The sequence below is a fragment of the Allobosea vaviloviae genome (genome assembly GCF_001298265.1).
GTDB lineage: Bacteria > Pseudomonadota > Alphaproteobacteria > Rhizobiales > Beijerinckiaceae > Allobosea > Allobosea vaviloviae_B.
This window is the reverse complement of the sequence record NZ_LGSZ01000026.1, coordinates 17,447-30,056: the sequence shown is the minus strand read 5'-3', so window position 1 is coordinate 30,056 and position 12,610 is coordinate 17,447. Positions and strand designations below refer to the sequence as shown.

General features: G+C 65.8%; 11 protein-coding genes. 5 read left to right on the top strand and 6 right to left on the bottom strand.

Going from position 1 to position 12,610, the window contains the following annotated elements; all coding sequences use genetic code 11:
• Positions 1 to 263: 263 nt before the first annotated feature.
• Both AE618_RS06570 and AE618_RS06565 read right to left on the bottom strand, forming a co-directional pair.
• Entirely contained in the window at positions 264 to 1,079 is an 816-nt protein-coding gene (locus AE618_RS06570) for an ABC transporter ATP-binding protein (RefSeq protein ID WP_054208255.1), read from the bottom strand.
• Positions 1,080 to 1,245: 166 nt separating this feature from the next.
• Positions 1,246 to 2,271, bottom strand: coding sequence for an ABC transporter substrate-binding protein (locus AE618_RS06565; RefSeq protein ID WP_156330143.1), 1,026 nt, complete (start codon positions 2,269 to 2,271; stop codon positions 1,246 to 1,248).
• 205 nt (positions 2,272 to 2,476) lie between these two features.
• On the opposite strand from AE618_RS06565, the gene AE618_RS06560 reads away from it, so the two are divergent.
• Positions 2,477 to 3,277, top strand: coding sequence for a creatininase family protein (locus AE618_RS06560; protein WP_156330142.1), 801 nt, complete (start codon positions 2,477 to 2,479; stop codon positions 3,275 to 3,277).
• A 184-nt stretch (positions 3,278 to 3,461) separates the two neighbouring features.
• Here AE618_RS06560 and AE618_RS06555 read toward each other — a convergent pair whose 3' ends face one another.
• A complete protein-coding gene (locus AE618_RS06555; protein ID WP_156330141.1) occupies positions 3,462 to 3,881 on the bottom strand; it encodes a Tautomerase enzyme in 420 nt (139 codons plus the stop codon).
• Positions 3,882 to 4,032: 151 nt separating this feature from the next.
• Here AE618_RS06555 and AE618_RS06550 point away from each other — a divergent pair, with 151 nt between their 5' ends.
• Complete coding sequence (locus AE618_RS06550) at positions 4,033 to 4,593, top strand: TetR/AcrR family transcriptional regulator (RefSeq protein ID WP_054208253.1); 561 nt, start codon at positions 4,033 to 4,035, stop codon at positions 4,591 to 4,593.
• 13 nt (positions 4,594 to 4,606) lie between these two features.
• Here the strand turns inward: AE618_RS06550 and AE618_RS06545 are convergent, their stop codons facing one another.
• Genes AE618_RS06545 through otnK form a run of 3 tightly spaced genes read right to left on the bottom strand, consistent with a single transcriptional unit; the run spans position 4,607 to position 8,836 of the window.
• Positions 4,607 to 6,139, bottom strand: coding sequence for a malonate--CoA ligase (locus AE618_RS06545; RefSeq protein WP_054208252.1), 1,533 nt, complete (start codon positions 6,137 to 6,139; stop codon positions 4,607 to 4,609).
• A gap of 39 nt (positions 6,140 to 6,178) precedes the next feature.
• A complete protein-coding gene (locus tag AE618_RS06540; RefSeq protein WP_054208251.1) occupies positions 6,179 to 7,513 on the bottom strand; it encodes a malonyl-CoA decarboxylase in 1,335 nt (444 codons plus the stop codon).
• Between the two features lie 57 nt (positions 7,514 to 7,570).
• Positions 7,571 to 8,836, bottom strand: coding sequence for a 3-oxo-tetronate kinase (otnK, locus tag AE618_RS06535; protein ID WP_054208259.1), 1,266 nt, complete (start codon positions 8,834 to 8,836; stop codon positions 7,571 to 7,573).
• A 283-nt stretch (positions 8,837 to 9,119) separates the two neighbouring features.
• On the opposite strand from otnK, the gene AE618_RS06530 reads away from it, so the two are divergent.
• The 3 genes from AE618_RS06530 to AE618_RS06520 all read left to right on the top strand — a co-directional run bounded on the left by AE618_RS06530 (position 9,120) and on the right by AE618_RS06520 (position 12,608).
• Complete coding sequence (locus tag AE618_RS06530) at positions 9,120 to 10,625, top strand: ABC transporter substrate-binding protein (protein ID WP_054208258.1); 1,506 nt, start codon at positions 9,120 to 9,122, stop codon at positions 10,623 to 10,625.
• A 154-nt stretch (positions 10,626 to 10,779) separates the two neighbouring features.
• Positions 10,780 to 11,724 carry an ABC transporter permease gene (locus AE618_RS06525; protein WP_054208250.1) on the top strand — a complete coding sequence of 315 codons (945 nt, stop codon included), beginning with the start codon at positions 10,780 to 10,782 and terminating at the stop codon, positions 11,722 to 11,724.
• On the top strand, positions 11,724 to 12,608 hold the full coding sequence (locus tag AE618_RS06520) for an ABC transporter permease (protein WP_082365049.1): 885 nt from the start codon (positions 11,724 to 11,726) through the stop codon (positions 12,606 to 12,608). Before AE618_RS06525 ends, AE618_RS06520 begins: the two co-directional genes overlap by 1 nt.
• The last annotated feature ends 2 nt before the right edge of the window (positions 12,609 to 12,610 follow it).

The following is a 12,610-nucleotide window of genomic DNA, read 5'->3' as shown; positions in this document are numbered from 1 at the left end:
CTTGCTCGGGCCGGGGCGGGGCGGGGGGCGGCTGCGGGGGCCGCGGCGGTTGGGGCGGGGGGGCGGCGGGGGGGGGCGGGGTCGGGGCCAGGCCCGCGGGGGGGGTGGGGGCGCACCCCCCCCCCCCGGGTGGGGGGGGGGGGGTGTGGGGGGGGGGGCAGTGCCGCTCGGCACGAAGCCAGACAGGTGGGCGGCCGGCTTTCCGGCCCCCCACCCCGGCCCTCCCCACCGCAAGCGGGGGAAGGGAGAAAAACAGCGATCGCTCATGATCCGATCGCCTCCTTGAGCTTGCCCGAGACGACCCGGCAGAGATGGGCGTATTCGGGCGAAGTGCGAAAGAGGTCGTCGCGCGGATAGGGCGCATCGACATCGAGATCAGCCATGACGCGGCCGGGGCGAGCCGCCATCACCACGATGCGCTTGGAGAGATAGACCGATTCGAAGACCGAATGGGTGACGAAGACCGCGGTGAAGCGCTCCTTCCACCACAGCTCCAGCAGGTCGTCGTTCAGGCGATGGCGGGTGATCTCGTCGAGCGCCGCAAAAGGCTCGTCCATCAGCAGGATCTTGGGCCGCAACACCAGCCCGCGCGCGATCGAGACGCGCATCTTCATGCCGCCGGAGAGCTCGCGCGGATAAGAGTTCTCGAAACCCTTGAGCCCAACCAGCGCCAGCATCGCGGCGGCACGCTCGCCCGCCTCGGCCTTGCGGATACCTTTAAGCGTCAGCGGCAGCATCACGTTGGTGAGCGCCGTCGCCCAGGGCATCAGCGTCGGGTCCTGGAAGACGAAGCCGAGATCGCGTTGCGGCTCGCCTGCCGCGTCATGCGTGGTCGTCGGCCAATCGATCGTCCCGCTCGAGGGGGCTCCCAGCCCCGCGATCATCCGCAGAAGGGTCGATTTCCCACAGCCGGAGGGGCCGAGCAGGCTGACGAACTCGCCCTCCCCCAGGTTCAGATTGACGTCGCGGACGGCGAGCGTGCCGTTGCCGAACTGCTTGGAGACATGACGCACGCAGACCAGGGGCTTGCGACCCTCGGGGCGAACGGCATGGGGAGTGCTCAGAGAGGCCGTGTCCAAAGCCTGATGATCCGTTGATTGCTGTCCACTCTGTCATTCCGGGGCAGCGCGCAGCGCTGAACCCGGAACCCACGACCGGGTGAGGCCTCGGTCGGGCAAATCGCCAACGCTCGCCCAGTCGTGGGTTCCGGGTTCAAGCCTGCGGCTTGCCCCGGAATGACAAGGTTCACGCCTTGCCGACACCCTTGTTGATGAACTCCAGGCTGTAGGCCTTTTTCAGGTCGATGCCGGCCGGGAAGACGCCCGCCTCTGTCATCGTCTTGTAGAAGCTACCCCAGCGCGCGTCGGTCATGGCGCCGACGCCGAGCGTCAGCGCGTCGCCCGAGAGCACGATGCCCTTCTCGTTCATCACCTTGACGGCGTAGTCGATCTTCTCCTGATCCATGTCGGGATTGTCCTTCAGGATCTGGGCATTGGCCGCGGCCACGGCGGGACCGCCCTTCATGTACTCGGCCCACCCCTCGAGCGAGGCGGTGACGAAGCGCTGGACCAGGTCCTTCTTCTCCGCGACCATCTTCTGCGAGATGTTGATCGTGGTGTTGTAGTTCTCGAATCCGGCATCGGCGATGAGATGCACCACCGGCGTGACGCCACCCTGCTTCATGATGGCGAAGGGCTCCGAGGACAGGAAGCCCTGCTGCGAGATCGTATTGTCGGCGAGGAACGGCGCCATGTTGAAGGTGTAGGGCCTGATCTGCTCGTCGGTGTAGCCGAACTTCGCCTTCAGGAACGGCCAGTAGCTGTTGCGGCCGGCGGCGCCGACCAGGATCGGCTTGCCCTTCAGCGCGGCGAGCGAATCGTTGCCGACGCCGGGATGCGAGATGATGACCTGCGGGTCCTTCTGGAAGATCGAGGCGATGCAGAGGAAGGGGATGCTCTCCTGGGCATAGCGGATCGCCTCGAAGGAATTCGACATGATCATGTCGACGCGGCCGCCGAGCAGGAGCTGCGAGGGATTCTGCTGCGGGCCACCCGGCCGGATCTCGGCGTCGATGCCGTATTTCTTGTAGATGCCGTTGGCGGCGGCGAGATAGAAGCCGCCATGCTCGGCCTGGGCACGCCAGTTGGTCTGGTAGGACACCTTGTCGAGCGTCTGGGCGCTGACGCGCGCGCCGGGCACGGCCGCCAGAGCGGAACCGCCGATCAGGCCAAGCGCTCCACGGCGCGTCAGGCGATATTTCGTCATCGTCATGCGTGAGACCTCCCTGAGAGCGGCCGGCAGCAACGCCGGCTGCAAGCCTTGGCTGCGGGCGAGCAACTTGTATGCCATGCTTGGCCAAACGGCGACACCGCGTCATCTCGCGCAGGATCGGGCTTGCCCACAGGCGATCTTCGCCGCCATCCTCGCCCGGGACAGGCCGGCCCCAACCCGCCGGCGTGACGGAGACGACGACATCATGGCGGCACGCTTCTGGGGCGATCTGAAGACCACCGATTTCGCCGGCCTTTCAGCCGACAGCACGATCGCGGTGCTGCCGCTGGCCGCGATCGAACAACACGGCCCGCATTTGCCCGTCTCCGTCGACACCACGATCATGAACGCGATGCTGGCGGAGGCGATGCCGCTGGTGCCGCCCGCTCTCGACGTGCTGGTCCTGCCGACGCAGGCGATCTGCAAGTCGAACGAGCACCTGCATTCGCCGGGCACGTTGACCCTCTCCTGGGAGAGCGCGACGCAGGCCTGGATCGAGATCGGCGAAAGCGTGAAGCGCGCCGGGCTGCGCAAGCTCGTGATCGTCACCTCGCATGGTGGCAATATCGACCCGATGAAGGTCGTCGCGCGCGAATTGCGCGTGAGCCACGGCATGTTCGCGGTGACGACGGCGTGGCGAGCCTTCGGCCTGCCGCCAGGCGTCTTCGCCGATCTCGACGCCAACCACGGCATCCATGGCGGCGACATCGAGACCTCACTGATGCTGCATTTCCGGCCCGATCTCGTCGAGATGAGCCAGGCGGGGCGGTTCGAACCGCTCACGGTCGAGATGGCGGCGGATGGCTACACCTGGCTGCGGCCGACGGGGCTGCACGCCTTCGCCTGGATGGCCAAGGACGTCCATCCGTCAGGTGCGGCCGGCGATGCGAGCCTGGCGACGGCGGAAAAAGGCAAGGCGACGGCCGCGCTGCAGGCGAAGGGCTTCGTCGAACTGCTCGCCGATGTCGCGCGGTTTCCGCTGGAGGGGCTGCATAAGGGGGGCTGAAGCGGGTTTTCGGCCCGATTCTTCACGCCGGAGTGGCGCCTCTTTCACAAAAGCGAACCGTTCGTCGGGCGCAAAGCCCGGCGCCCGGCTGCTGATCCCGAAAGATGGCGAGACGATCGGGTTGAATGCGATGGCGTCGGTATGACACGTAGCGGCGCCATCGCTGCTGGCGACGCCAGCGGCGTCAGGCTGCCCGCGCGACGGCAGCGCCGAGGCCAGGATTGTCATAGGCGACGCCACCGATGCCCCAGCTGCCGTCAACTGCGTAGCTGACATTCGCGTAGATGCGGTCGGTGGCGAGCCGGCCCTGCGCAGCTTCCGCGATGATCGCCGAGCCGCGCGACACCCAGGCATCCTTCAATTCCTGCGTCGGCAAGACGAAGGACGGGACTTTCAACTCGACAATGGCAATCTCGGCCGGCTCGCCACCAGAGAAACTGCGGCCTTTCGGCACGATCACGACCTCACCGATGACGTTCGGCGTCATGAAGCTGTTACCAGTCAGTCCGTGCAATTCAAGCAGGAGGTCCGTCAGCTGCCTGAACACCGCCTTCTCCGCTTCTGGCGAAAGAACACCTTCCGTAACAATGACCTGAACTGGCATCTCTGATCTCCGTCGCTGTCATACCAAGAGGGCACCCGGCTTGCCGGGCGGCGACCGCATTCATATAACGATCGTTATCGCTTTAAATATAACGATCGTTATTTCGTCAAGAATAAAATAGCGATCGTTATGTCCTTCATGGAGATTCGCGATGGCGAGACACAAGGGCTCCGATGGCAACGCCCATGGCCGCCTGCTCGATGCGGCCGGGCGCGGTTTTCGTCTCGGCGGCTTCGGCGGGATCGGTGTCGATGCCATGGCGCAGGCGGCGGGGATGACGTCGGGCGCCTTCTACGCGCATTTCGGCTCGAAGGCCGATGCATTCCGCCTGGCAGTGCAGCACGGCATGGCGGCGCTCAAAAGAGGCGTCACTTTTTGCCAGGATCAACACGGCACGGGCTGGCGCGATGCCTTCGTCGATTTCTATCTCGGCGAACAGATGAAGGGCGGACTCGACCAGGCCTGTGCCCTGCCGAGCTTTTCCCCCGACGTGGCGCGGGCCGACGCTGCGACGCGGCAGGTTTTCGAGACCGAGCTGGACGGTATCGTGACGGCGTTCGCGGCCGGACTTGGCAGCCCGCCAGACCGGTCGCGAGCCTGGGCGTTGATCGCGCTACTGGCCGGCGGGGCCAGCGCGGCACGCGCCGTGGCGGATGAGGGGTTGCGTGCCGAAATCCTAGAATCGACCAGGCTTGCAGCAAAGGCGCTTTGAAGCGCGGTGCGCGTCAGCCCTTGGCGTAGATCTGACCGTATGCCTCGCGCAGCAGGTTCTTCTGGACTTTGCCCATAGTGTTGCGCGGCAGGTCGTCGACGACGAAGACCTGCTTGGGCTGCTTGAACTTGGCGAGCCGCTGCTCGAGCGTCTTGGCGATCGTCGCTGCCGTGATCGTCGCGCCGGGCTTGACCACCACGACGGCAGTGACGCCCTCGCCGAAATCGGGATGGGGGCAGCCGATGACGGCGCTCTCGATCACGCCTGGCATCTCGTCGATCTCGGTCTCGACCTCCTTGGGATAGACGTTGTAGCCGCCGGTGATGATGAGGTCCTTGCCGCGCCCGACGATGTGGACATAGCCGGCTGCGTCGATCTTGCCGAGGTCGCCGGTGATGAAGAAGCCGTCGGGCTTGAATTCGGCCGCCGTCTTCTCGGGGTTGCGCCAATAGCCCTTGAAGACGTTGGGCCCCTTGACCTCGATCATGCCGATCTCGTCGGCCGCCAGCGTCTTGCCGGACTCGGGATCGGCGACGCGTGCCGTGACACCGGGCAGCGGGAAGCCGACCGTGCCGGCGACGCGCTCGCCCTCATAGGGGTTCGAGGTGTTCATGTTGGTCTCGGTCATGCCGTAGCGCTCGAGGATGGCGTGGCCCGTCCGCTCGCGCCAGTCACGATGCGTGTCGGCGAGCAGCGGCGCCGAGCCGGAGACGAAGAGGCGCATGTGCTTCGTCGCGTCCTTCGTCAGGCGGGCGTCCTGCAGCAACCGGACATAGAAGGTCGGCACGCCCATCATGCAGGTCGCCTGCGGCAGGTATTTGAAGATCTGCTCGGGATCGAATTTCGGCAGCAGGATCATCGAGGCGCCGGAGAACAGCACGCAGTTCGTCGCGACGAAGAGGCCGTGGGTGTGGAAGATCGGCAGCGCGTGCAGGAGCACGTCCTCCTTCGTGAACCGCCAGTAATCGACCAGCGCCAGCGCATTCGAGGCGAGGTTGTCGTGGCTGAGCATCGCTCCCTTTGAGCGGCCGGTCGTGCCCGAGGTGTAGAGGATGGCGGCGAGGTCGTCCGCGCCCCGTTCGACGTCCGTAAACGCGGTCGAAGCGGCGAGTGCCTTGTCCGACAGCGAGCCCGCCGAGACGTCAGGCGAACGCCAGACACCGAGCGTCTCCAGCTTCGCACCGGCCTTGTCGGCATAGGGCGTCAGGGCCTGCGCCTTCGCCGGGTCGCAGACGAAGACGGCGGGCTGCGCATCGCCGAGGAAATACTCGATCTCGGCGGGGGTATAGGCCGTGTTCAGCGGCAGGAAGATCGCGCCCGCCCGCACCGCGCCGAGATAGAGCATCAGCGCCTCGATCGACTTCTCGACCTGCACCGCGACGCGGTCACCCGGCTTCACTCCGAGCGCGACGAGCGCGTTGGCGAAGCGGGCGGAGACCTCGACCATATCGCGATAGGAATAATGCCGGCCGTCGTCGAGCAGCGCGAAGCGGGCCTCGGGCGCAGGAATGCGCTCGCGAACGAGGTCGAACAGGTGGTTGCCCATGATTTCGGGTCCTTTCAGGCGTGTCTGTTCAGCGTGATATCAGACTGCGGCTGGCCGCAGCAGCTTGCGCACGCCAGAGGAGGCGACCACCGTGTTGCGGGTGGCGAAGGCCTCGTGATTGGTCTCGATGTCGTCGAGGTCATAGCGGTAATTCACCATCACGCCATGCGACTCGCGCAGGCCCCGCGCGGACATGTTGCCGCCGACATTGATGCGCTCCAGCCTTGCACCATTGCCGAGGTGGAAGCGCGCGACAGGGTCGATGACGCGCCCCGAAGCCGTGCGGGCGCGCAGGAGATATTGCGCCGCCATCTGGCCGAGCAGCTTGTCTCGCCGCGCGCGTGCCGCTTCATCGAGCGAGATCGTCTCGACCGCCGGACGCCCCAGTTCCGAGCGCTCCTCGTTGGTGAGGACGAACTCGCCGGGATCGGCGACGATGCCATTGAGCCAACGCGCAAAGCCCGGCACCGGCGACAGTGTGACGAAGGTGTCGAGCCCCGGCAATTCGCGCTTCAGATCCTCGGCGACCTGCTTGATCAGGAAGTTGCCGAAGGAGATGCCGCGCAGGCCCTCTTGGCAGTTCGAGATCGAATAGAACACCGCCGTTGTCGCCGACTGGGCCGACAGCACCTCGCGTTCGCCGCTGAGAACCTCGCCGATGCTGCGGGGAATCTCGCCGGTCAGCGCGACCTCGACGAAGATCAACGGTTCGTCGACGAGTTGGGGATGGAAGAAGGCAAAGCAGCGCCGGTCGGCGGGCTCCAGCCGGCGGCGCAGATCGTCCCAGCCCTGGATCTCATGGACCGCCTCGTAGCGGATGATCTTCTCCAGCACGTTCGCAGGCGAACGCCAGTCGATGCGGCGCAGGACGAGGAAGCCGCGATTGAACCAGGAGCCGAAGAGGTGGCGGAAATCGGAATCGACCGCGATCAGGTCGGGATCTGTCTCCATTGCCTCGAACAGCGCCTCACGCATGCGCACCAGCACATGCGTGCCGCCGGGTGCGAGGTTGAGGCGGCGCAGCAGTTCCTGCCGGCGCGGCTCGGAGGCGAGATGGAGGGCGGCGATGGCGGCCGCGCTCGGTTCCTGGCGATAGGCGTCGATCGCCTTGCTCAAGCGCTCGTGATCGGGACCGAAGCGTTCCTGCAGCATGGCGAAGAAGGCCTGGCGGCCCGGGCGATCGAGCCGCTCCCAGGCGTCGAGAACACCCTGCGCCAGCGCCATGCCGGAGGCTTCGCCGCGCCCGGAAAGCAGATCCTCGCAGAGACGTTCGATCGGCCGGTTGCGCTGGCCGATAAAACGCTCGAAGCCGATCAGCGCTCGGCCGCGATCGGCCACGCTCGTCATCAGATCGCCGAGAAACGCCATGCTCATCGGGCCCTCCTTTGTGCGGCGCATCCTATACGAGTTTTGCCAGCCGGGAACTGCGCCTCAGCGCAACAGGCCCCATGCCTTCACGAAGAAATCCGGCGCGCCGAAATTGCCCGATTTGAGTGCGATCACCATGTCCTGCCCGTCCGCGACGCGCGTCCAGGGCACGCCCGGGTCGATCTCCGGACCAATCTCCAGCATCCCGATCCCGAGCCCCTGCACGACGGCGCCGGAGGTCTCGCCGCCAGCCACCAGCAGGCGCGAGACGCCGCCCTTGGCCAGCAGCGCGGCCGTCTGCGCAAAGGCATGCTCGACCGTCTCGCCAGCCTTTTCGCGGCCGAGCTTGTCCTGGATCGCCGAGACCTCCTTGGGATCGTCGCTCGAATAGAGCAGGAAGGGCTTGTCCACAGCCTGCGCCAGCGCCCAGCCGGCGAGCTTTGCCGCATCCTGCCCGCCGGAGACCAGCTCCATCGGATCGACCTTGAGCGCAGGATAGCCGGCCTCGATCGCGGCCTTGATCTGGCCGCGCGTCGCGGTCGAGCAACTGCCCGAGATGATGCCGGCGCGGCCTGCCGGCGCGCTCAGGCTGGCGGCGATCTCGCGCTGCGGCAGGAGCCCCGCCTTGCGGAAGTTCTGCGGCAGTCCCATCGCGATGCCCGAGCCTCCGGTCAGCAGGACGTGGCCGGCGGCGGCCTCGCCCAGCACCATCAGATCGGCATTGGTCAGCGCGTCGGTGACGACATAGCGCACGCCCTCGCCGGTCAGCCTGGCGAAGCGTGCCTTCACCGCCTCAGTGCCGGCCAGAATCGTGGCGTAGTCGACGAGCCCCACCCCTGCCTGCGTTTGAGCCCCCATCAACCGCATCAGGTTGGAATCGCGCATCGGCGTCAGTGGGTGGTCCTTCATCGAGCTTTCGTGAAGCGGCACCGCGCCGACGAAGAGATAACCTTGGTAGATCGAGCGGCCATTGGCTGGGAAAGCCGGGCAGACGATGGCGATCTCGGCGTCCAGCCGCCTCGCCAGTGCATCCGCGACCGGGCCGATATTGCCCGATGGCGTCGAATCGAAGGTCGAGCAGTATTTGAACAGGATCTGCCTTGCGCCCGCCGCCAGCAGGGCCTCGCAAGCGGCAAGCGAATCGGCCACGGCCTCGGTCACCGGGTTCGTCCGCGATTTCAGCGCGACGACGATCGCATCGGCTTCCGGCAGCGCCTGCCCCGCCCGGGGCACGCCGATCAGTTGGACCGTGCGCATGCCGCTGCGATTCAGCATCAGCGCGACATCGGTAGCGCCCGTCATGTCGTCGGCGATCACACCCAGCAGCATCGTGTCCATCCTCGGTGGCGGCGCCTTGCTTGGGCGCTTGTGCTTGAGGTCTTGTAACCGGCGCGCGCAGCGAAGGCGACCATGGCGGGCACATGAGGGCCGTCGCGGCCAGGCATGCGGCTGGCCATCAATTTGCATGCAGGAGCCTGGTGCAAGAGCATGCAGATGAGAAGCACGGCCGGTGCAAATGGCGCATCGACGCCAGCACGGTTTTGCATCAAGTTGGTACCGGGTGGGACGACATTCGGTGGCAAAGACCACGGTCAACAAAAGGGGTTATCCGATGAAACTGCTCTCCGTTCTTGCATCAGCGACGATGCTGGCATGTGCGGCCTTGCCCGCCGTCGCCCAGGCGCCGTCGACCCTGCGCATCGGCTTGCAGGAAGACCCTGACATGCTCGATCCGCACAAGGCACGGACCTTCGTCGGCCGCATCGTCTTCAAGGGGCTGTGCGACAAGCTGCTCGACATCACGCCCGACCTGAAGCTCGTGCCACGGTTGGCGACCGAGTGGTCGTTCTCGCCCGACGGGCTCACGCTAACGATGAAGCTGCGTACCGATGCCAGGTTCCACGATGGCGATGCGTTCAATGCCGAAGCCGCCAAGGCCAATATCGAGCGCGCCCGCACGCTCCCCGATTCGCTGCGTAAATCCGAACTCGCCTCGGTCGACAGCATCGAGACGCCCGACGCGTCGACAATCGTGCTCAAACTCAAGCGCCCTGACGCGACGCTGCTGGCGCAGCTCACCGACAGGGCTGGCATGATGCTCGCGCCGAAGAGCCTCTCAGGCGACGTCGCCGCCAAGCCGGTCTGCTCCGGCCCCTACAAATTCGTCGAGCGGGTGCAGAACGACCGCATCGTGCTGGAGCGCTTCAAGGAGCATTGGGAGGCGCAGAACTACCATTTCGACCGCGTGATCTATCGCTCGATCCCCGACACCACGGTCCGCCTCGCCAATCTGCGCTCCGGCGAACTCGACATGCTCGAGCGGCTGGCTCCGACCGATGTCAAATCGGCGCAGGCGGACAAGGCCCTCAAGGTCGCCAGCATCGCCAATCTCGGCTACCAGGGCATCACCATCAACACCGCCAATGGCGACGCCGCCAAGCAGCCGATGGGCATGGACAAGCGTGTGCGCCAGGCGCTGTCGCTCTCGATCGACCGGAAGGTGCTGAGCCAGGTCGTGTTCGAGGGGCTCTACGAGCCGATGATCCAGCCCTTCAACCCCGGCAACCCCTATGTCAGCGCCAATTTCCCGGTGCCGGCGCGCGATGTCGCCAAGGCCAAGGCGCTGCTTAAGGAAGCGGGCGTGGCAAAGGTTTCGGTCGAGCTCTTCGTCACCAACAACCCCGTGGACGCGCAGCTCGGCCAGGTCATCCAGGCGATGGCGGCCGAAGCCGGGATCGACATCCAGATCCGCTCGACGGAGTTCGCCAGCCAGTTGCGCGACCAGCAGCAGGGCAAGTTCCAGATGAGCCGCATCGGCTGGTCTGGCCGCATCGACCCGGACGGAAACATCCACCAGTTCGTCACCTCGAAGGGCAATCAGAACGACGGCAAGTATTCCAATGCCGAAGTCGACAAGCTTTTGGACGAAGCCCGCACGGTCTACGACGTCGCCGAGCGCAAGAAGCGCTACGACGCCGCGCAGAAATTCCTCCAGGACGAGCTGCCGATCGTCTATCTCTATAACCAGACGGTCTTTTTCGCCTTGCGCTCCAACATCAGCGGCTTCGTGATCAACCCCGACGGCATGATCCGGCTGTCCGGGTTGAAGCGGTCTTGAAGGGTCCTGCCTTGCCGCGGCCCTCACCGTCATTGCGAGGAGGCGGAGCCGACGAAGCAATCCAGGGGGGCGTCGAGCGCTACGTCACTGGATTGCTTCGCTTCGCTCGCAATGACGGGACATGCCCATACGCGCTTCGCAGCAAGAGTAAGCCATGCTCGCCCTGATCGGCCGCCGCGCCCTCATCGCACTGCCGACGCTGTTTCTGGTGTCGCTGTTCGTGTTCGCCCTGCAGCGCGCGCTGCCGGGCGATCCGTTCCTCGTCATTGCCGGCGAGGAGCGCGACCCGGAGGTGATCGCGCGACTGCGCGAGATCTACCGCATGGACGATCCCGTCGTGGTTCAGTTCTTCGCCTGGCTCGGACAGGTGGTGCAGGGCGATTTCGGCCGCTCGCTGCGCACCGGCGAGCCGGTGCTCGGGCTGATCCTGCAAAAGCTGCCGGTAACGCTGCAGCTCGCCATCGCCTCGATCATCGTCGCCATCGGCATCGGCATTCCTGCAGGAATCATCGCCGCCCGGCGCAAGGACACTGTGGTCGATTATTCCACCAGCGCATTGGCGCTGTCGGGACTGTCGATTCCCAATTTCTGGCTCGGGATCATGCTGATCCTGGTCGTCTCGGTCGAGCTGAAATGGCTGCCGGCCTCCGGCTACGAGCCCTTCTTCAGCGACCCCAAGGGGGCGATCGAGCGGCTGATCATGCCGGCCTTCGTGCTCGGCTCAGGGCTTGCCGCCTTCCTGATGCGCCACACCCGCTCGGCGATGCTGGAGGTGCTGCGCTCGGACTATGTCCGCACCGCCCGCGCCAAGGGCCTCGACGAGGATGCGGTGGTCAACCGTCACGCATTGCGCAACGCGCTGGTGCCGATCATCACGCTGTCAACGATCCTGTTCGGGGAATTGCTGGGCGGCGCCGTACTGACCGAGCAGGTCTTCACGATTCCGGGTTTCGGCAAGCTGATCGTCGACGCCGTGTTCAACCGCGACTATGGCGTGGTGCAGGGCGTCGTGCTGTGTACGGCGATCGGCTTCATCCTGATGAACCTGCTCGCCGACGTGCTCTACATCCTGGTCAATCCGCGGCTGAGGGCGCAGTGATGGCGGCTGCGGAAACAGACATCCTGACCGCGCCGGCCGAGCCCGCTTTCCGGCCGCGCCCCAACGTGCTGGTGCGGCTGGCGCGCAACCGCTCGGCCCTGATCGGCGGCGCGATCGTGCTCGCCTTCGTGCTGATGGCGCTGTTTTCGCCGCTGCTGCCGCTCGCCGATCCAATCAAGTCGAACTTCCTCGCCATCCGCAAGCCGCCCTCCGAGCTCTACTGGTTCGGCACGGACGAACTGGGGCGCGACCAGGTCTCGCGACTGTTCTTCGGGGCGCGGGCCTCGCTGCTGGCCGGCATCGTCTCGGTCCTGATCGCGCTCGCCATCGGCGTGCCGTTCGGCCTTCTCGCCGGCTGGTATGGCGGCTGGATCGATGCGGTGATCTCGCGCGTGACAGAGGCGATGCTGGCCTGTCCGTTCCTGATCCTGGCGATCGCGTTCGCGGCCGTGCTCGGCCCGTCGCTGACCAATGCGATGATCGCGATCGGCCTCTCGGCGGTGCCGATCTTCGTGCGGCTCGTGCGTGCGCAGGTGATGAGCGTCAAGACGGAGGACTTCGTCGAGGGCGCCAGGGCCGTCGGTGCGCGCGATCTGCGCATCGTGCTGCGCCATATCCTGCCCAACATCCTGTCGCCGATCGTGGTCCAGTCGACGCTGTTCATGGCGCAGGCGATCATTCTCGAGGCGGCCTTGTCCTTCCTCGGCCTCGGGCAGCAACCGCCCTCCCCCTCTTGGGGCCAGATGCTGAACGTCGCCAAGAACTTCATGGACCAGGCGCCCTGGATGTCTGTCGCGCCCGGCATCTGCATCTTCCTCGCGGTGCTGGGCTTCAACATGCTCGGCGACGGCCTGCGTGACGTCCTCGATCCAAAAGAAAACTGAGC

Coding starts and splice junctions, on each gene's coding strand:
- AE618_RS06565 (WP_156330143.1), bottom strand. CDS start 2,271: ATGACGATGACGAAATATCGCCTGACGCGCCGTGGAGCGCTTGGCCTG.
- AE618_RS06560 (WP_156330142.1), top strand. CDS start 2,477: ATGGCGGCACGCTTCTGGGGCGATCTGAAGACCACCGATTTCGCCGGC.
- AE618_RS06555 (WP_156330141.1), bottom strand. CDS start 3,881: ATGCCAGTTCAGGTCATTGTTACGGAAGGTGTTCTTTCGCCAGAAGCG.
- AE618_RS06550 (WP_054208253.1), top strand. CDS start 4,033: ATGGCGAGACACAAGGGCTCCGATGGCAACGCCCATGGCCGCCTGCTC.
- AE618_RS06545 (WP_054208252.1), bottom strand. CDS start 6,139: ATGGGCAACCACCTGTTCGACCTCGTTCGCGAGCGCATTCCTGCGCCC.
- AE618_RS06540 (WP_054208251.1), bottom strand. CDS start 7,513: ATGAGCATGGCGTTTCTCGGCGATCTGATGACGAGCGTGGCCGATCGC.
- otnK (WP_054208259.1), bottom strand. CDS start 8,836: ATGCTGCTGGGTGTGATCGCCGACGACATGACGGGCGCTACCGATGTC.
- AE618_RS06530 (WP_054208258.1), top strand. CDS start 9,120: ATGAAACTGCTCTCCGTTCTTGCATCAGCGACGATGCTGGCATGTGCG.
- AE618_RS06525 (WP_054208250.1), top strand. CDS start 10,780: ATGCTCGCCCTGATCGGCCGCCGCGCCCTCATCGCACTGCCGACGCTG.
- AE618_RS06520 (WP_082365049.1), top strand. CDS start 11,724: ATGGCGGCTGCGGAAACAGACATCCTGACCGCGCCGGCCGAGCCCGCT.